This window comes from Empedobacter brevis NBRC 14943 = ATCC 43319, from assembly GCF_000382425.1.
Lineage (GTDB): Bacteria > Bacteroidota > Bacteroidia > Flavobacteriales > Weeksellaceae > Empedobacter > Empedobacter brevis.
Genome location: NZ_KB908291.1, coordinates 240,216 through 259,785 on the forward strand (window position 1 = coordinate 240,216; position 19,570 = coordinate 259,785).

Consider the following 19,570-nt stretch of genomic DNA (forward strand, 5'->3'; position numbering starts at 1 on the left):
CGTATTTTGTAACAATGATGACGTTGTTTGTCGTTAAAAAATGGTAAATTGCAACTTTTTAAATCAGGAAAATGTATCAAAATCCATTAAAAAAAACGATAGAATATTTGAAAGGAGCTGGACCAGAGCGGGCTAAAATACTACAGAGTGAGTTCAGAATTTTTAGATATGAAGATTTGATACAGCATTTTCCATTTCGTTATGTCGATAAATCAAAATTCTATAAAATCTCCGAAATTTCTTCTACTGCAGCTGAAATACAGTTAAAAGGAAAGATTGTACAATTAGAAGAAATAAATCAAGGAAAAGTAAAACGATTGATTGGAAAGTTTCAGGATGGAACAGGAACGTTAGAGTTGGTTTGGTTTAAAGTGTCTTCTTGGCAGAAAGAAAAATTAAGAAATGATCTTTTCAAAGATGTTGTCATTTATGGTAAACCAAATTTGTTTAATTCTAATTTTAGTATTACTCATCCGGAAATAGAATTACTGGAGGATGCGAAGAATATTCCACGAGGTTTGTTTCCTGTTTATCCAAGTACAGAAAAATTAACGAAGAAAGGAATTACAAATCGTGTTCTTCAGAAAATGATGATGAATCTTTTTGCTGAAAAATTTGATATTCCCGAAAATTTACCTCTAAATGTTCTTGATCATTATCAATTAGTAGGAAGAAATGAAGCCCTAAAAACCATTCATTTTCCTAAAGATTTAACAGAACTAAATGCCGCTGTTCGCCGTTTAAAATTTGAAGAATTTTTCTTTTTAAACCTTGCCAATTTGTCTCAAAAAGCAGTCAATAAGCAAAAAAACAGAAGTAATCCTTTTCCAGAAATTGGACATTATTTCAATACGTTTTATAGCGAATATTTACCTTTTGAATTGACAAATGCACAGAAGCGGGTAATTAAAGAGATTCGTTCAGATTTAAGGCAACCGGCACAAATGAATCGTTTATTACAAGGGGATGTAGGTTCAGGAAAAACGATGGTTGCTTTGTTAACGATGCTGATTGCAGTTGATAATGGTTTTCAGGCGGCTTTGATTGCGCCAACCGAAATTCTGGCACAACAACATTACGAAAGTATTACTGAATTATTAAATAATTTGGATGTTTCAGTTGAATTGTTAACCGGTTCAGTGACCAAGAAAAAACGTCAACCAATTTTAGAGAACTTGGAAAATGGAAATCTAAAAATGATCATTGGAACACATGCTTTACTAGAAGATAATGTCATCTTTAAAAACTTAGGTTTAACTATTATTGATGAACAACACCGTTTTGGAGTTGCTCAACGTGCTAAATTTTGGAGAAAAGCTAAATTTCCTCCTCATATTTTAGTGATGACGGCAACACCAATTCCACGAACCCTTTCTATGACCATGTATGGAGATTTGGATGTTTCTATTATAGATGAATTGCCAAAAGGTAGAAAACCGATCAAAACGATTCATAAAACGGATGCTCATCGTTTAAGTGTTTTTAAATTTATGAAAGATGAAATCGCAAAAGGGCGTCAAGTTTATGTGGTATATCCTTTAATCGAAGAATCTGCAAAATTGGAATTAAAGGATTTGATGGATGGATATGAAAGTATTTCTCGCGCTTTTCCGTTGCCTGAATATGGAATTAGTATTGTTCATGGACGCCAAAAACCTGCGGACAAAGAATTTGAAATGAATCGTTTTAAAAACAATGAAACGCAAATTTTAGTGGCAACGACGGTAATTGAAGTAGGAGTGAATGTTCCGAATGCTTCTGTCATGATTATTGAAAATTCAGAACGATTCGGGTTATCCCAACTTCATCAGCTTCGTGGTCGTGTTGGACGAGGAGCTGAACAATCGTATTGTATTTTAATGACCGGAGGTAAATTGAATGACGTTTCTAAGCGCCGTATTCAGACCATGTGCCAAACCAATGACGGTTTTCAGGTTGCTGAAGTTGATTTAGAGTTGCGTGGCCCTGGAGATATGATGGGAACGCAGCAAAGTGGTGTGCTGAATCTTAAAATTGCCGATTTAGCAAAAGATAAGGAAGTATTGTATGCGGCTAGAAAATGTGTTGAAACAATTCTTGCTCAAGATCCTTCACTTTCTTTACCTGTTTATGAATCAACAAAAAAATATTTTATTGATAATCATAAAGATAAAGTAGGTTGGAGCCAAATTTCCTAATATTTAACATTAAGAAAAGATTTTGATAATAATTTGGTATAATTTGTGATATTTTAAAATTAAATCAAAAACAAAGATTATTATTAGAAACTTTTAATTTTATTAGATGTGTTAAAATTTTTTAACGCTGAAATTTATTTTTAACAAAACATTAGGTCAACCCCAAAAATTATCGATTATGATGTACACAAATTTAGAACTTATCAGAACTCCGCAGGGAATAGAGGTTGAAGGAAACTCATTATGGAAGTTTAATCAACATTTGAATTTAATGGTCTTGATTACTAATGAATCGGTAAAAATAAAACCTTCAGTATCGTTTCAACGATTCAGATAAAATTAAATTAATATCATATAAAAACCACTTAATAAGTGGTTTTTTTATTTCTAAACTTCTTTATCATTTTTATTTATTCATTTATTGCGAAATAATATATCGTCTTATTCTTCCTTCTAAATAATTGAATTGTAATTATTATAAAAATTAATTATATCTCATAGATTTTATAGATTTGATTTATAGTTGTGTCCGATTTAGTTTTGCTCTGTCTTAAAATGATAAATAAAGAATAAAACTATAATTATGATCAAAAGAAGTTTAGTATTAAGTTTAGCATTCCTTTCTACGATTGGATTTGCGCAACAATTAACAACAAACACAGGTGCTCCAGTTGGAGATAATCAAAATTCTAAAACAATTGGAAACAATGGACAAGTTTTGTTGGAAGACATTCATTTAATTGAAAAATTAGCAGCGTTTGATCGCGAACGTATTCCAGAACGTGTTGTTCATGCACGTGGAGCTGGAGCTTTCGGAGAATTTGTAGCTGATAAAGATTTTTCTGATGTAACGATGGCTGATTTCTTGTCTACAGCTGGTAAAAAAACGCCATTATTTGTACGCTTCTCTACTGTAACACATCAACAAGGTTCGCCAGAAACTTATCGTGATCCACGTGGATTTGCAGTTAAATTTTACACAGAACAAGGAAATTACGATTTAGTAGGAAACAATTTACCTGTTTTCTTTATTCGCGATGCGATCAAATTTCCTGATATGGTACATGCTTTCAAGCCATCTCCTGTGACAAATGGCGCATCTGATCCAAATCGTGTATTTGATTTCTTCTCTAATTTGCCAGAATCTACGCATATGTTAACGTGGTTGTTTTCAGATTACGGAATTCCAGCAAATTTTCGTCAAATGGAAGGAAATGGAGTACATGCTTACAAATGGGTAAATGCAAAAGGTGAAGTAACTTATGTGAAATACAAATGGGTTCCTCAACAAGAAACGAAAAATTTAACGCAAGAAGAAGCGGATAAAATTCAATCGACTGCAATAGAACATGCAACGTTAGATTTGCGTAATGAAATTGAAAAAGGAAATTTTCCGAAATGGGATTTATATGTTCAATTATTGAAACGTGAAGATTTTGATAAATTAGACTTCAATCCTGTTGATGTAACAAAAATTTGGCCAGAATCTGTTGCAAAATTAGTTAAAGTAGGAACAATGACATTGAATGAAAATCCAACGAATTATTTTCAACAAGTGGAACAAGCAGCATTTGCTCCAGCTACTTTGGTTCCAGGAATCGAAGCTTCTGAAGATAGATTGTTACAAGGTCGTTTGTTCTCTTATTTTGACACCCAACGTCACCGTTTAACGGGTAATTTTCAACAAATTCCTGTAAATGCTCCAAAAAACAATGTAAAAACATACAATCAAGATGGTTATATGTCGATCCGAGAGCAAAAAGGTGATGTAAATTATCAACCTTCAACTAATCTTCCTGAGGTTGTAGATAATGCAAAATTCAAGTATTCAAAATCTGTTTTTCCTGCGGGAGCAACAACAACTCAGCACGTCATTGATAAAGAAAATAACTTTGTGCAAGCTGGAGATTTGTACAAATCATTCTCTAAAAAAGATCAAGATAACTTAATCAAAAATTTATCAGGAGCTTTGAATGCGGTTAAAAATAAAGTAATTGTTCATAAAATGATTGCACATTTTTACCAAGCAAATACAGAATATGGAACACGTTTGATGAAGGCTACAAATATTTCTATGAACGATGTAAAACAATATTTACCAAAATAATTTCTATTGGATTGGAGTCGATTGAGTTCGACTCTATGACTTTCATAAAATCAATATTATCATGAAAAAGTATATATATTTTGCCTTATTTCTATTCAGTTTTTCTTCAATTTATGCGCAAGATTTGTTTAGTGCGGCGAGAGAAAATAATGTGAGGCAAATAGAAAAATTAGTTTCGAATGGAAAGCATGTAGATGAAGCAAATCAACGCGGATTCACACCTTTAATTTTAGCGATTTATAACAATAGTTCAGACGCTGCGAAAGTATTATTATCAAAAGGGGCAAATCCTAATGCGCAAGATTTATCTGGAAATAATGCGTTGATGGGCGCAGCTTTTAGAGGATTTCCTGAAATGGCAAATTTACTAATTGCGAATAAAGCTGATGTTAACCAAGTGAATTTTAATGGCGCTTCTGCTTTAATTTTTGCAGCAACATTTGGTCAAAATGAAATTGCAAAAAGATTGATTGAAGCTGGCGCGGATTTAAGCATTAAAGATAATAATAATAAAACGGCTTTAGATCATGCTATTTTACAAGAGAATAAAGAAATGATTGAGTTATTATCACATAAATAAATTTATATTTTTAATCTAATCAAGAAGTCATTCAGAAAATACCTGAATGGCTTTTACTATTTTGCAATAAAGACCGGAATATTAACGCGGTGTCGGAGTTTATTGATTGTTTCACCAAAAATAAAATCCATAAATCCACGGTGACCATGAGAACCGACAATAATCAAATCGGCTTGGTGTTTTTTACAAATTTCGGCGATGGTATGAACACGATTGTTATAACCTAATTCAATTTTAGTTTCGTGGAAAAGAGGACGTAGAATTTCGGCATATTGTTCCAAACGTTTCAAATCCGATTGCGATTCTTCATCATTTGTCCGTTCACCGGTATACTTTACCGAAGCACTTTCCACGACATGCACCAAGATTAAAGAAGATTCTGGTGTTGCTAGTTGAGTTGCATAATTGATTACTTTTCTGTCCGTTTTAGAAAAATCTAAGGCCACCACAATATGTTTGAAATGTTGTTGAGAAATTTCTTCTAATGTAAATTTTTGGAAAGGCTCGTGTATTTCTTTCTGATTTTCTTCATTCTTTTTTAAAAAGACCGGAATGAAAAAAGTTAAGAGTAATAAAATTAACAAGCCCACTTCCAATCCGACTAAAAATATATTTAAGGTATAAGATTCACTTTCTATGATCCATTTATTGAACTCTTCATACACCAATTGAGCATTTAGAAACGAAATAATGAAGGCAATAGTCCATGCAAAAAATTTGGTTGTCGTATTGATGGCGAAATTTCCCATTTTTCCTTTATCGCTTACAAAATGTATAAGTGGAATCACAGCAAAAGCTAATTGCATACTCAAAATAACCTGACTAAAAATAAGCAAAGATCCAACTTCATTTTCTCCAAAAACTAAAATAACAACAACTGCAGGAACAACAGCTATGAGACGGGTTAGAATTCGTCTTAAAACAGGATTAATCCGTAAATGCAGGTAACCTTCCATGACAATTTGTCCAGCCAATGTTCCTGTAACAGTTGAGCTTTGCCCGGCTAAAATTAACGCAACAGCAAATAATTTTGGTGCTAAATCTGTACCTAAGGTTGTGCCCAAAAGATGATAGGCATCGCTAAGTTCGGCAACTTCATGGAAACCATTTTTATGAAAAACAGAAGAGGCCAAAATTAAAATAGCTGCATTGACAAAAAAAGCTAAATTGAGGGCAATAGCGCTGTCCCAAAAATTATATTTCAAGGCTTTTTTAATTGAAAAGTCATCACGTTTTATTTGCCGTGTCTGAACGAGGGCTGAATGTAAGTATAGGTTATGAGGCATTACTGTAGCACCGATAATCCCAATACTAATATACAAAGCAGCACTATTTGGAATAGATGGAATAAACCCTTTTGCGACTTCTGTAAAATCAGGTTTTGCTAAAAACATTTCGGTTAAGAAACATAAGCCAATCATTGTAATTAATCCGACAATAAACAATTCCATTTTTCGCATACCTAATTTTTGCAAATAAAGTAGGAGGAAAGTGTCTAGAAAACTGATTAAAACACCGTATATTAAATCTATTCCAAAAAGTAAATTTAATCCAATTGCCATTCCGAGAATCTCAGCTAAATCGCATGCAGCAATGGCTATTTCGGCTAAAATGTATAAAACGAAATTCATCCCTTTCGGATAAGTTTCACGGTTACATTGGGCCAAATCTTTTCGACGAACAATCCCTAATCGTGTGCATAAGCTTTGTAACAACAATGCCATAATGTTACTCATTAGCAATACCCAAATTAAAGTATATCCAAATTGACTGCCTCCGGCCAAATCAGTCGCCCAGTTTCCGGGATCCATATACCCGACACTTATTAAATAAGCTGGACCAAAAAAGCTTAATATTTTTCTAAACTTTCCTTTCTTGATTTGTACACTTTCGTGGACATCCTCTAATGATTTTGTGTGAGATTGATCTGACATGAATAAATTTCTATATCAAATTTAGTGTAAAATTGAATAAAAAAAGCAGTAATCCTGGAATTACTGCTTTTAAGAATAGTGTATGGAAAAAATAAATTTACAGTTATGGAGAAACAAGGCTAAGCCTATATTTTTTGGTGTAAATTCATGAATTTATGATGGCAATGTATGAGTCTAAAGTTTGTAATTCATTTATTGCGTTATGTCTTATTTGTTTTGTCAATTTACAGATTGTTTTGATTTAATAAATAGTATTTAATTAATTATTTCAAGTCAAGATGTATATTTGTGATTTATATAATAATTGTTTTTCTTTTATGAGAAAATGACAATTAATAGGAGATAATTACGATTTAAATTATTAAATTGATAGTGTAAACTGTAGGTGATTCATACAAGATGATTCTAATTAATCATTTATAAGTTTATAAATCTTGACTATAAATATCATTTTCATGAATAGAAAAAATTGTATATTTATTTCCTGAAAGAAAGCGTATGAACAAAGGAGTGAATAGCTTTTAACTAGTACCAAAAATTACAACAAATGACACCTCACGTTATAACAAACGAACAACTAGAGAAAGAGAACATCGAGATAACAAGACGTTATAAAGAGATGCTTCAGAATACATATGTAACCTTATCTGACGATGATAAAAAGTTGGTTCGTAAAGCTTTTGATTTAGCTGTTGATGCACATAAAGATCAGCGAAGAAAAACAGGTGAACCTTATATTTATCATCCAATAGCTGTTGCAAAAATAGTTGCGGATGAAATTGGACTTGGAGCGACTTCAATTGCTGCTGCTTTAATGCATGATGTTGTAGAAGATACGGAGTACACATTAGAAGACATAGAAAAGCTTTTTGGTAAAAAGATTGCAAAAATTATTGATGGATTGACAAAAATAGCTGTTTTAAATAAACAGGATGTTTCCATTCAATCCGAGAATTATAAAAAGCTTTTGCTGACTTTATCAGAAGATGTTCGTGTAATTTTGATTAAAATAGCTGACCGTCTTCATAACATGCGTACGCTAGAAAGTATGCGTGAAGATAAACAATTGAAAATTGCTTCAGAAACCATTTTCATTTATGCTCCTTTAGCGCACAGAATGGGATTGTATAATATTAAATCTGAGTTAGAAGATTTAAGTTTGAAATACACGAAACCTGATGCCTATTTCAATATTGAACATAAACTGACGGAAACCAAATCGGAAAGAGAAAAATATATCAATGATTTTTGTAAAACAATTTCTGAAAAACTGCGGGCAGAAGGATTAGAGTTTGAGATTAAAGGGCGCTCAAAATCAATCAATTCAATTTATAGAAAAACTGTTAATCAGGGAATTCCTTTCGAAGAAGTGTTTGATTTATTTGCTATTCGTATCATTTACCGTTCAGATAAAAAGAATGAAAAATTCTTAGCTTGGAAAATTTATTCGTTGGTAACAGATTTATTTATTCCAAACCCGAAACGTATGCGTGATTGGATTTCTCAACCCAAAACAACGGGGTATGAATCTCTTCATGTTACGGTAATGGGACCACAGGCTCGTTGGGTAGAAATTCAAATTCGTTCAGAAAGAATGGATGAAGTAGCCGAAATGGGTATTGCTGCGCATTATAAATACAAGGAAAATGTAACGGACGATGAAACGAAAGTAGATGAATGGATTCATCAGGTTCGTGAAATGTTAGAGCAGGAGGACACAAAGGATGCAATTGAGTTTATGGATAATTTCAAATTCAATTTGTATTCAAAAGAAATTTATGTTTTTACGCCAAAAGGAGATTTACATTCTTTACCTAAAGGAGCAAGTTCATTAGATTTTGCCTACTCAATACATACCAATGTCGGAGACCACTGTTTGGGCGCAAAAGTAAATGGAAAATTGTATCCTTTGTCACATCAATTGCAAAGCGGTGATCAAGTAGAAATTATTACTTCAACTCAACAAAAACCTAAATTAGAGTGGTTAGATTATGTTGTGACAAGTAAAGCGAGAAGTAAAATTAAAGCGTCTTTAAATTCTGATAAACGTAAAGTTGCAGAAGAAGGAAAAGAAATTATTCAACGAAAATTAAGACACTTAAAAGTTGATTTTAGTGAAAATACAGTTAATCAATTGCAGCAATACTTTAAGTTAAGTTCTAGTCAGGATTTGTTCTACAATGTGGCAATGGGAATCATTGATAACAATGATTTACGGAAATTTGCAGAGCGAAACACAGGTTTTACAGGTTTAATCAATCGCTTTAGAAAATCAACATTCAATACGACGAAGAAAGAAGATCTTCCGGTTGATAAAACAAAATTGGATAGTCTTGTTTTTGGAAATGACGAAGAACGTTTAGATTATGAATTAGCTAGTTGTTGTAACCCTATTGCCGGAGATAAAGTATATGGGTTTATTACGGTTTCTAAAGGAATAAAGGTTCATAAAGTAGATTGTCCTAATTCGGTTTCTTTGCAGGCAAATTATGCTTATCGAATTATAAAAGCAAAATGGATTGATTCTTCTCAGCAAGAGTTTAAAGCATTGATTGAGTTACAAGGTTTAGATCGTTCGGGAATGGTGAGTGATATTACATTGGTTATTTCAAAAAACAATTCATTGAACATGCATAGTATCAATTTGTCTGAAGATGCCGGTATTTTTGATGGAAAAATAACAGTTTCTGTGAAAAATAAAGCTGAATTAGAAAAAATAATGATGGAACTTAAGAATATTGAAGGAATTCAATCCGTAAAAAGAACCTATAAAAATTAATTTTTTTAAGTTGATTGACTCTGTTAAATCAATATAAGAATGATTCAAAATATCCAAATGGTAAAATAGAACTCGCTTCTAGAATATAGAAACAAAAAAACTCAACCATGTTGAGCTTTTTTTGTTAGATGAGGTTACTAACAAAGGCACAAAGTTACACAAATCTTTTTGATAATATGGCTTCATTTCTGTTGAATAATCTTGTTAATTTTACATCCCGAAAACAAACAAACTCGCGATGAACAGACAAAACTATAATCCAATCGAAGAAGTACTTGAAAAAATCAAAGAAAAAGGAGGTTGGGTTAACACACATTCACATTTAGACAGAGCTTATTCATTGACTTCGGACACTTTTGCATTATCCAATTCATACTTAAAAGAAAAATGGCATTTGGTTGATGATATGAAACGTAATTCATCGGTTGATGACATTTATTTCCGTATGGAAAAAGCAATTAATTTTATGTTAGAGCAAGGTTGTCAAGCAATTGGTTCTTTTATTGATGCGGATGAAGTGATTGAGGATCGTAGTATACAAGCAGCTCAACGCTTAAAAGATAACTATGGAAAAGATATCGAAATGCGATTTGCCAATCAGGTTTTGAAAGGGGTTATCGATCCTAAAGCTCGCGAATGGTTTGATATGTCCTCAGATTTTGTTGATATTATCGGAGGATTGCCTGCAAAAGATTTTGGAAGAGAAGAAGAACATTTAGACATCTTATTATCAACTGCGAAAGCAAAAAATAAATTGGTTCATGTTCATGTGGATCAGTTTAATACAGATGAAGAAAAAGAAACGGAACAATTGGCATTGAAAACAATTGAACATGGGATGCAGGGAAAAGTTTCTGCAGTTCACTCTATTTCAGTAGCAGCCCACCCTAGAAAATACCGCTATGAATTATACGATTTGATTAAAAAAGCAGATATGCACATTGTTTCTTGCCCAACTGCTTGGATTGATCATAACCGAACAGAACGTTTGGCGCCTTCGCACAATTCTGTAACGCCAGTTGACGAAATGATTCCAAGAGGAATTAATGTAGCTTTTGGAACAGATAATATCAATGATATTTACAAACCTTTTTCTGACGGACATTTGTTGACTGAATTGCGTGTAATGTTAGAGTCATGTCACTTCTATGATGTGGAACAACTTTCGAATATTGCAACAGTAAATGGCTTGAAAGCTTTAGGAATTAAAAAATAAAATGTATATTTATACAAAATTAAATCTCGCAATTGCGAGATTTTTTTTGGAAAACAAAATTAAAAATCACAATAAACTATGCGATTAAATGTACAGAACGAAACGGCTCAACTACAGACTGTAGTCTTGGGTCGAGCAGAGTCTAACGGGGCTAATCCTACACTTGATCAGACTTTTGATGCAAAATCTTATGAATCTGTCAAGAATAACGATTACCCGGAAGAAAAAGATTTACTTGCTGAAATGTCAGAATTTGAACAAGTTCTGAAGAAATATGATGTAGAAGTTTTACGTCCAACTTTAATAGAAGATTGTAATCAGGTTTTTTCTCGCGATGTCGGTTTTGTAATTGAAGACGAGTTTTTTATAGCGAACATTATTCCGGATCGTTTAGAAGAATTACAAGCGTACCGTGAAATTAAACATAGATTTAAAGGGAATAAAATCAATGCGTTGCCAGAAGAAGTTTACGTAGAAGGAGGTGATGTGATTCTATATAACGATTATATTTTTGTCGGAACATATAAGCAGCCCGATTTTAAAACGTTTAAAACAGGACGTACAAATGTTGAATTTGTCAATTATATTAAAGACAGATTTCCAAATAAAAAGGTCTTGGATTTTGAATTGAAAAAAAATGACCAGGATCCGTATGAAGGAATTTTACATTTAGATTGTACGTTTAATCCTGTTGGAAATGACAAAGCAATTATTTACAAAGACGGATTTTTATTTGAACACGAATATCAACAGATTGTAGATATCTTTGGAAAAGAAAATTTATTTGAAGTAACGAAGGAAGAAATGTTTTGGATGAATCCAAATGTATTTTCAATTTCTCCTGAAGTGGTTGTTTCGGAAAAGAATTTTACTCGTTTGAATGATCATTTAGAAAATGTCTGGAATATAAAAGTGGAAGCCATCAATTACCGAAATGTGTCTAAGATGGGAGGATTATTAAGATGTTCAACAATGCCATTAATCAGAAAATAACATGAAACAAAAACAATATACATCAACTATTTTAATGGTTGAACCTACAGCGTTTTATTACAATCCGGAAACGGCTGTTAACAATTATTTTCAAACTGAAACAACAGCTTCTCAAGAAGAGATCCAAAAAGAAGCTTTAGCAGAATTTCAGGGAATGGTTTCTGCGTTACGTTCAAAAGGGGTTAATGTAATTACGATAAAAGATACTGCTTCTCCTCATACACCGGATTCTATTTTTCCAAATAACTGGATTTCTTTTCATGATAACGGTAATGTGGTATTGTATCCTATGTTTGCTAAAAACAGAAGGGAGGAACGTCGGGAAGAAGATGTGTTAAGTTTATTGGAAGAAAAAGGTTTTCACATTGATGATATAATTGATTTTTCTTCTGCAGAAGAAGACGAGATTTTTTTAGAAGGAACAGGAAGTATTATTCTTGATCGTGAAAATGAATTGGCCTATGCTTGTATTTCTCAACGTACCGATGAAGATTTACTGATTGAGTTTTGTGAAGAATTAGAATATACACCGGTTATTTTTCATGCCAATCAGACGGTAAATGATGAACGAAAACCAATTTACCATACAAATGTAATGATGTGTATTGCAGATCAATACGCGATTATTTGTTTGGATTCGATTGATGATAAAAAAGAAAAGAAAGCAGTTTGTGAATATTTGAAGGAAACAAACAAAGAAATCATCACAATAACAGAAGCTCAAATGCATCAATTTGCTGGTAATATGTTGCAAGTTGGTGGTTTAGGACAACCTTATTTGGTGATGTCTCAAACAGCCTATAATTCATTAACAGAAGAACAAATTTCGAAGATTGAAAATCATAATCCAATTTTACCTGTTAAAATTGATTTGATTGAAAAACTTGGAGGAGGAAGTGCTCGCTGTATGATGGCAGAAGTCTTTTTACCAACAAAATAATCTATAAACTAACGATAAATCCGGGGAAACTCGGATTTATTTTTTATCAAATTTAACGTGATTTCATACGGACTTTTTGTAGATTTTAATGAGAGTAGCCAGCCGATGTAGCTTAAGATAAAAACATCTTGATCATGAGTTGCGAATAATTGATTTAATTTTTCTTGGAATAAATCGGTTTCTAAAATTTCAGGTTTATTCAAATATTTCTCAACTAAATTGATATAATCCAATACTCTTTCTTCGTTTACATTCTCCAAATATACTCGGTATCTACGCTTGAAACTTTTGATTCTATTTAAAGCAAAATCTATATTTTCAAATTGAGCGTGAATCAAAATTTCCATTAGATTTTTGCGAATTGTCCATAAAATTCCTATTTTTTTCTCATACCAATTATCTGTATGCATTAACTTACTAAGAGACTTTAGTGCAGACACCTGTTCTTTTTGTCCTAAAAACATAATGTAGGTTGCTTGTAAATCATTTACAATTGATAAAGATGCTTTCTTTATTGAATGGATTAAGACGTTTTCGATGATCTCGATCGCTTTTATCGATTGATTTGTAAAATGATAGTTTAAAGCTAAAATTAATTGATGTTGAGGATAAAAAACGGAATAATACAATTTATGCTGTCTTTCCATTAAATTTTCCATTTCATTTAGATAAATGAAACTCTGCTCAAACTTTAAATTTCTAAAGCTGAAATTTGCTAAATAATACAAGATTTGAATATGATAATATAAATGATGTTCAGAATTTTGTTTTTGGTTTTCAAGAAACTCATAACTCGACTTGATATAAGATTCGATTAATCTAAAATCTTGATGGATGGATGCATATTCATTTGCAATGTATAAAATTTGCACCAACGATTTATACGTCATGATTTCATTTAATGAAACCTTATAATGAGTCATTGTTGATTGAATCAAAACCTTCAAATCAATAATCTTTCCTTGATTGTTGATTTTCTCTAATTCTCTTCTCAAATAAGCATAAGCTAAATTTAGTTTCACTTCATGATTGATTTGTTCGAGGTTTGATTGGAGCTTTAAAGCTAATTCATTAAAATTTTCTTTTTTGTTGAGATGAATATAATGTAATCGTGTCGCGTATATTTCATTCAACAAACTAAATTGTTCAAGTTTTTTTGCTTTGACTTCTGCTTTTAAGAGACATTTGTAAGCTACTTTTTCTAAATTGTTTTCGTATAAAAACCGCCCAACGACTAATAATTTTAACGCTTCGTTGGCTTCATTTGAATTATCTTCAAATGTTTTATTCGATAAAAAAAATAATAAACTATCGTGTAATCTTTTTCTCAAAGCATGGTAAGCATCATTATTCTGTTTGTTATGGTATATTTTTTTGAAATTATTTATATCGTCAGTTTTTAACGATTCTAACAGTTGAATATTTTTGACGTCATTTCGCTTATTGTTTTGCTTTAAATAATTAATAAACTCTTTTATGTCTTTATCATTAAGTAATGATATTAATTCAGATAAACTATCCATGACGTCTTTTTTTAGAAAATAAATATAAAAATATATCGTCAGTTTATGTTAATTATTTGTTTGTTTTAAGAGGAAGTTTAAATGAATTTTGTAACAGAAATTAATTATAAAACGAATGTATCATGGAAACAGTAGAAAACAATAACAACTTAAATGAAAAAACGTCAAAAAGAAATAAATCGCTGACAAATCCTTACAAACCTACACCTGCATTTGTTGGGGCATCTTGGACAGCATTATTAGCAGGAACAGTTGGTTATTGCGTTGGATTATGGAATGCAGCCATGCAACTGAATGAAAAAGGATATTATTTTACCATTTTACTATTTGGTTTGTTTGCGGTGATTTCTGTTCAAAAAAGTGTACGAGACAAGTCTGAAGGATTGGCCGTTACAGAACTTTATTACGGACTTAGCTGGTTTGCTACAATTGCAGCAATTGTTTTGTTGGTTATTGGATTATGGAATGCAGATTTACTTCTTAGTGAAAAAGGATTTTACGGAATGTCTTTCGCTTTGAGTGTTTTTTCTGCAATTGCAGTTCAGAAAAATACACGCGATGCGAAGTTGGCAGAATCAAAATAAATTTGTTGAATAGGTTACGTAGAAATCGTAACCTATTTTTATTTATATTCTGTCAATAATTTCCAAAACCGTTTGGGCATCAGCTGAATTTGTAATCTTGAATTTTTTCTTGCAGCAATTGTCGTCGAATTAAAATATGATTTCCATAATTCCTGGTACAAGTTCTCATCTACATCAAGATAAGTTGATGGAACAGTAGACGATTTCGGAGTGAAATTTAATTGTATCTGCTGAACCTGGTTCAATTCTTTGTCATAAAAAATCCCATATTTCCGAATGCTGTCGTAAATAATCCAATTCTGATCAGCATAACGCTTTCTAAAATGAGTTGTAATTAATGGTAAAACATTGTATTTGGGTTCTGTTTTTGCAAAAAATAAATCCTGGTTAATTTTTTCAAAACGAATAAATGCTTCATGGTGATGCTTTTCACGATGAACAGATCGGTACATTTTCATGACGTACAAAACAAATTCATTCCCATAATTTAATTGTATAGCAGAAGACTCGTTAATGATTAAGCGGCTATAATAAAAAAGTTTTTCATATGCCTCAGCTTCTTCAGATAAAAATGTCGCCTGAAATGCCTTATAACTTGTCGAATTTAATTTTCCTTTTAACGTTTTATGCACTCTTTTTGCTTTCATATCATCTGTCGTCACGGTATAAATATCGTCAAACATAGAAGGTAAAAAATATTTTTCTGCAACAACTTTTATTTGCTTAGGCTTACGGACGTAATAATCAAAAATGAGTGTCAAAAATCCTTCAAAACTATTATCAAAAACATAGATTTCCATTAATCAAAAAGGTTGAGTTGATTGGGTTGATTTTTGAGATATTTACTTTTACTAAAGCTTAAAATTCGTTGTTTGATTTGTGGTGCAATTAAATCTTTTTGTTGGTATTGATCATCTGCACATGTCATAAAAAATTTTGCCCTGTTATAGGCTATTCCCAAACGTTTCAATTGATAAGAATAAATTTTTCCAAATTTTCGGGCAACAACGATTTTTTTTGCAGATTGCACGCCAATTCCCGGAATTCTTAAAATTAAATGATAATCTGCGGTATTAATATCTATTGGATAAAGATGTAAATTTCTCAACGCATAACTTAATTTTGGATCAATATCAGTATCCAAATGTGGATTTTGTTGATTCAATATTTCATGCACATCAAATTGATAAAAACGCATCAGCCAATCGGTTTGATAAAGTCGGTTTTCTCTCAATAAAGGAGGCTGGGTTCCAATAGAAGGTAACATTTTATCCTGATGGTTAATTGGAATAAATCCGGAATAATACACACGTTTCAATTTAAAATCATTGTAATATTGATTGGCCGTGTACATAATCTGCATATCGTTTTCGGGAGTTGCCCCAATCACCATTTGTGTCGATTGTCCTGCAGGAACAAATGTGGGAGTAGATTTGATTAATTTTCGTTCCGCATTAAATTCTTTCATTTGCTGCTGAATAACTCCCAACGGCTTTTTTACATCTTCATGCGATTTTTCAGGCGCAACCATTTTCAGTCCTTGTTCTGTTGGTATTTCTAAATTTATGGACATTCTGTCGGCATACAAACCAGCTTCTTTCAATAATTCATCGCTTGCTCCCGGAATAGTTTTGAGGTGGATGTAACCGTTAAAATTCTCTTCTAAACGCAGTTTTTTTGCAATCAAAAGCAATCGTTCCATTGTAAAATCAGCATTTTTGAAGATGCCGGAACTTAGAAATAAACCTTCAATATAATTCCGACGATAAAAATTAATGGTTAAATCAACAACTTCTTGAACGGTAAAAGCGGCACGTTTTACATCGTTACTTCTGCGGGAAACACAGAAAGCACAATCGTAAATGCAATGATTGGTTAATAAGATTTTGAGCAATGAAACACATCGGCCGTCTTCTGTAAACGAATGACAGATACCGGACATAGCAGCATTTCCAAGTCCTTTGTTGGTGTTTTTTCTTTTACTCCCACTTGAAGAACATGAGACATCATATTTAGCTGCATCAGCTAAGATGTTCAATTTTTCATTTATCCTATCAAAATTCATTCTGCTTCGCTTTGTGCAAAAAGAATTGGTTAGAAAGCCATAAGGTGTCGTCAGAAAAAGATTAACACAAAAAGTTTAATCGTATTCCAAATTAATTAACAATTCTGTTTTGAGGCGACTGATAAAATTACAATCCAGTTCAGCCAATAGAATATCGATAAGTTGAGACAAGAAATCACGGTGAATAAAGTTGAAGATGAATGTCTGATTTTTTGTTAAAAAGTAAAAATCATAATGATTGAAATACCCGGATATAGATTTAATTTCAAGAGTTGCAAGTTCCTCCGATTTAAAATAATCGCTTAGCTTAGCCCGATAATCGTGTATTTTTTTTAACGTATCAGTAGTAGAATCAATATATTCTAATGTAAGTTCTTCAATTTCATCGGTAAAAAATTGCAAAGCAAATTCGTTCTTAGGATAATCATTAATGTACAAATTGAAACGATTATCCTTCTGATACAATTGAAAAAGTCGGTTAAATTCTTGCACATTTTTTATCATAATAGCAATAGATAAATGATTGATTAGACTAAAATTAAGAACATTTACTTAAATAATCAAATAAAAAAGAGCCAAATTAAGCGGCTCTTTCAAATTTTAATAACGTATAGTTCTTGTTGTATTGGAAATTGGCTGATCAAAGTGTTTCACATATTGTGTGCGTTTTGTCCAATTTTTATGCTCGTCGTATTGATACTTAATCGTCGAAACATTTTTTATTTTTCCGGTTTCATCAAGTGTTGTCTCCTCAATAATATTATTGTTGTCATCAAATTTTCGTAGGTATTTATTGACTTGTTTGTTGTCTTTACTTGTGTATACTTCCTCTAGTGGATTGCCTTTCGCATCATTTTTATAATCTAAAGTGTACGAACCCTGGTTATATTTTACCAGTGTTTTAATCAAAAAACCATTTTGATACTGATAATTTTTTTCAATAAAAACATCCGTATCTTCTAATAAATTCGTTTCTCTTTCATAGGTTACATTTTGATGCGTGTCCAATTTGTATGCTGTTTTCAAAACATTTACATCATTCTCACTTTTTATCACAATATAGCCATCAGTTGTATATTCATAATCAAATATAAAAACAAGGCTTCCGTCTTCATTTTTTAATTCTCTGGAAATTAATTTATTTGATTCGTTGTAATGAAATGATTCAGAAAAAGTAGTATTTCCTGCTTCGTCAAAATAGTCCCGTTTTACTGGATTCCCGTCTTTGTTATAAGTAGATTTTGTATAATACTCTAAATCATATCCTTCGATATGCATAACACGAATTCGCGCTTTTTGCATCGATTCTTCAATATAATTAGGATGTCCGATAATATCATTTTGTTCTAATTCTGATTTCTGAGCAAAAGCAAATCCGGAAATAAGTAAAGGAATTAAGGTTATTTTTTTTAACATACGTTGTATTTTTTATTCTTTTATTGAACGATTAGTCAAAATTAATTGAAAAATCTTGATTTCTTGACTTATTTAAATGTGAACGTAAAAACTTGCACTTATATTTGGAAAAAATTAAAAAAAATGAGCACAAAATTTAAATTATTGGGAAGCCAACCTGCGTGTATAGATTTGTCTTTATTGTTAATCCGTTTAGCTGCTGGTGGATTTATGTTTACGCATGGTTTTGGAAAATTGCAAAAATTAGTAAATGGTAACTTCGAATTTGGTGACCCAATTGGGCTTGGACCTGAAATTTCGTTAGGATTGACTGTTTTTGCAGAAATTTTGTGTGCCTTCTTAGTTTTAGTCGGAATCTTTACTCGACTTGCTGCAATTCCTTTAATTATTACAATGCTTGTAGCGGTTTTTATTGTGCATGGAGGGGATGATTTTGGTAAAAAAGAGTTGGGATTATTCTATTTAATTAATTATTTCGTTCTATTTTTATCAGGTGCAGGAAAATATTCATTGGACCGATTAATTCTTAAAAAATGATAAAAAAAATAACGTTCGGTTTATTGATTTGTTCAACCACATTATTTGCTCAATCTAAAGATATGAAGAACAAAATATATAAGCCTTTATCAAAATCTGAAGTTAGTTTAATAAAACAAAAGAAAGCTTACGAACCTTTTCGCGTTTTATTAACTACTGCTGAAGCTGATCTTAAAATTTTAAAATCTCAATCAATAGACATTGATCCCAAAGATCCGGCTATTAAATTGTTAGCAGATCGTATGTATGCAACTGTACAAGATGAAGCGAGCAAAGGAGTAGGGATTGCTGCTCCACAAATTGGAATAAATAGAAATGCTGTTTGGGTTCAACGATTTGATAAAGAAGGGGAACCTTTTGAATTTATTATTAATCCCAAAATTTCATGGTATTCTGAAATTGTTCGTCATGGAAGAGAAGGCTGCTTATCTATTCCTGATATTTTTGGGAAAGTTTACAGAAGTTTGGTTCTTCGATTAGAGTATTATGATTTGGAAGGTCATTTTCATGATGAAACTGTTGAAGGTTTTACCGCTGTGATTTTTCAGCATGAATATGATCATTTAATCGGAATGTTGTTTACAGATCGTATCAAAGAACAAGAAAAACGAAATTATGTGAAAGCAGAGGTGATGAATGATGTGTTCTATTTGAAACAAACAAATACGGCTATTGATGACGAAGAAGATGACGATTAAAAATATCTTAAAATTTTAGAA

General features: G+C 31.8%; 17 protein-coding genes. 11 read left to right on the plus strand and 6 right to left on the minus strand.

Features of this window, described 5'->3' with window-relative positions:
- Positions 1-71 precede the first annotated feature (71 nt).
- The 4 genes from recG to H277_RS0101200 all read left to right on the plus strand — a co-directional run bounded on the left by recG (position 72) and on the right by H277_RS0101200 (position 4,864).
- Complete coding sequence (recG, locus tag H277_RS0101190; RefSeq protein ID WP_019973734.1) at positions 72-2,177, plus strand: ATP-dependent DNA helicase RecG; 2,106 nt, start codon at positions 72-74, stop codon at positions 2,175-2,177.
- Between the two features lie 178 nt (positions 2,178-2,355).
- On the plus strand, positions 2,356-2,514 hold the full coding sequence (locus H277_RS20115) for a hypothetical protein (protein WP_154652433.1): 159 nt from the start codon (positions 2,356-2,358) through the stop codon (positions 2,512-2,514).
- 246 nt (positions 2,515-2,760) lie between these two features.
- Positions 2,761-4,284 carry a catalase gene (locus H277_RS0101195; RefSeq protein ID WP_019973735.1) on the plus strand — a complete coding sequence of 508 codons (1,524 nt, stop codon included), beginning with the start codon at positions 2,761-2,763 and terminating at the stop codon, positions 4,282-4,284.
- A gap of 61 nt (positions 4,285-4,345) precedes the next feature.
- Positions 4,346-4,864, plus strand: coding sequence for an ankyrin repeat domain-containing protein (locus tag H277_RS0101200; protein ID WP_019973736.1), 519 nt, complete (start codon positions 4,346-4,348; stop codon positions 4,862-4,864).
- Between the two features lie 56 nt (positions 4,865-4,920).
- Here H277_RS0101200 and H277_RS0101205 read toward each other — a convergent pair whose 3' ends face one another.
- Complete coding sequence (locus tag H277_RS0101205) at positions 4,921-6,798, minus strand: Nramp family divalent metal transporter (RefSeq protein ID WP_019973737.1); 1,878 nt, start codon at positions 6,796-6,798, stop codon at positions 4,921-4,923.
- A gap of 547 nt (positions 6,799-7,345) precedes the next feature.
- Here H277_RS0101205 and H277_RS0101210 point away from each other — a divergent pair.
- The 4 genes from H277_RS0101210 (at position 7,346) to ctlX (ending at position 12,726) form a co-directional block, all read left to right on the plus strand.
- Positions 7,346-9,577 (plus strand): RelA/SpoT family protein, encoded by a 2,232-nt coding sequence (locus H277_RS0101210; protein WP_019973738.1) that lies wholly within the window; start codon positions 7,346-7,348, stop codon positions 9,575-9,577.
- 238 nt (positions 9,578-9,815) lie between these two features.
- A complete protein-coding gene (locus H277_RS0101215) occupies positions 9,816-10,793 on the plus strand; it encodes an amidohydrolase family protein (protein ID WP_019973739.1) in 978 nt (325 codons plus the stop codon).
- 78 nt (positions 10,794-10,871) lie between these two features.
- The gene (locus H277_RS0101220; protein WP_019973740.1) at positions 10,872-11,786 is read left to right on the plus strand and encodes a dimethylarginine dimethylaminohydrolase family protein; all 915 of its coding nucleotides are present in this window, start codon (positions 10,872-10,874) and stop codon (positions 11,784-11,786) included.
- Position 11,787: 1 nt separating this feature from the next.
- The gene (ctlX, locus tag H277_RS0101225; protein WP_019973741.1) at positions 11,788-12,726 is read left to right on the plus strand and encodes a citrulline utilization hydrolase CtlX; all 939 of its coding nucleotides are present in this window, start codon (positions 11,788-11,790) and stop codon (positions 12,724-12,726) included.
- A gap of 8 nt (positions 12,727-12,734) precedes the next feature.
- Here ctlX and H277_RS0101230 read toward each other — a convergent pair whose 3' ends face one another.
- A complete protein-coding gene (locus H277_RS0101230; RefSeq protein WP_019973742.1) occupies positions 12,735-14,249 on the minus strand; it encodes a hypothetical protein in 1,515 nt (504 codons plus the stop codon).
- 122 nt (positions 14,250-14,371) lie between these two features.
- Between H277_RS0101230 and yiaA the strand changes: the two genes are divergently transcribed.
- Positions 14,372-14,833 carry an inner membrane protein YiaA gene (gene yiaA / locus H277_RS0101235; RefSeq protein ID WP_019973743.1) on the plus strand — a complete coding sequence of 154 codons (462 nt, stop codon included), beginning with the start codon at positions 14,372-14,374 and terminating at the stop codon, positions 14,831-14,833.
- Between the two features lie 38 nt (positions 14,834-14,871).
- Here the strand turns inward: yiaA and H277_RS0101240 are convergent, their stop codons facing one another.
- The 4 genes from H277_RS0101240 to H277_RS0101255 all read right to left on the minus strand — a co-directional run bounded on the left by H277_RS0101240 (position 14,872) and on the right by H277_RS0101255 (position 18,314).
- Positions 14,872-15,633 carry a TIGR03915 family putative DNA repair protein gene (locus H277_RS0101240; protein WP_019973744.1) on the minus strand — a complete coding sequence of 254 codons (762 nt, stop codon included), beginning with the start codon at positions 15,631-15,633 and terminating at the stop codon, positions 14,872-14,874.
- Positions 15,633-16,898, minus strand: a complete 1,266-nt coding sequence (locus tag H277_RS0101245; protein WP_019973745.1) for a putative DNA modification/repair radical SAM protein — start codon at positions 16,896-16,898, stop codon at positions 15,633-15,635. Before H277_RS0101245 ends, H277_RS0101240 begins: the two co-directional genes overlap by 1 nt.
- A gap of 75 nt (positions 16,899-16,973) precedes the next feature.
- Entirely contained in the window at positions 16,974-17,402 is a 429-nt protein-coding gene (locus H277_RS0101250) for a hypothetical protein (RefSeq protein ID WP_019973746.1), read from the minus strand.
- Positions 17,403-17,498: 96 nt separating this feature from the next.
- Positions 17,499-18,314 carry a hypothetical protein gene (locus tag H277_RS0101255; protein WP_019973747.1) on the minus strand — a complete coding sequence of 272 codons (816 nt, stop codon included), beginning with the start codon at positions 18,312-18,314 and terminating at the stop codon, positions 17,499-17,501.
- 123 nt (positions 18,315-18,437) lie between these two features.
- Here H277_RS0101255 and H277_RS0101260 point away from each other — a divergent pair, with 123 nt between their 5' ends.
- The gene (locus tag H277_RS0101260; protein ID WP_051094522.1) at positions 18,438-18,851 is read left to right on the plus strand and encodes a DoxX family protein; all 414 of its coding nucleotides are present in this window, start codon (positions 18,438-18,440) and stop codon (positions 18,849-18,851) included.
- A gap of 62 nt (positions 18,852-18,913) precedes the next feature.
- The gene (gene def, locus H277_RS18425) at positions 18,914-19,549 is read left to right on the plus strand and encodes a peptide deformylase (protein ID WP_051094523.1); all 636 of its coding nucleotides are present in this window, start codon (positions 18,914-18,916) and stop codon (positions 19,547-19,549) included.
- The last annotated feature ends 21 nt before the right edge of the window (positions 19,550-19,570 follow it).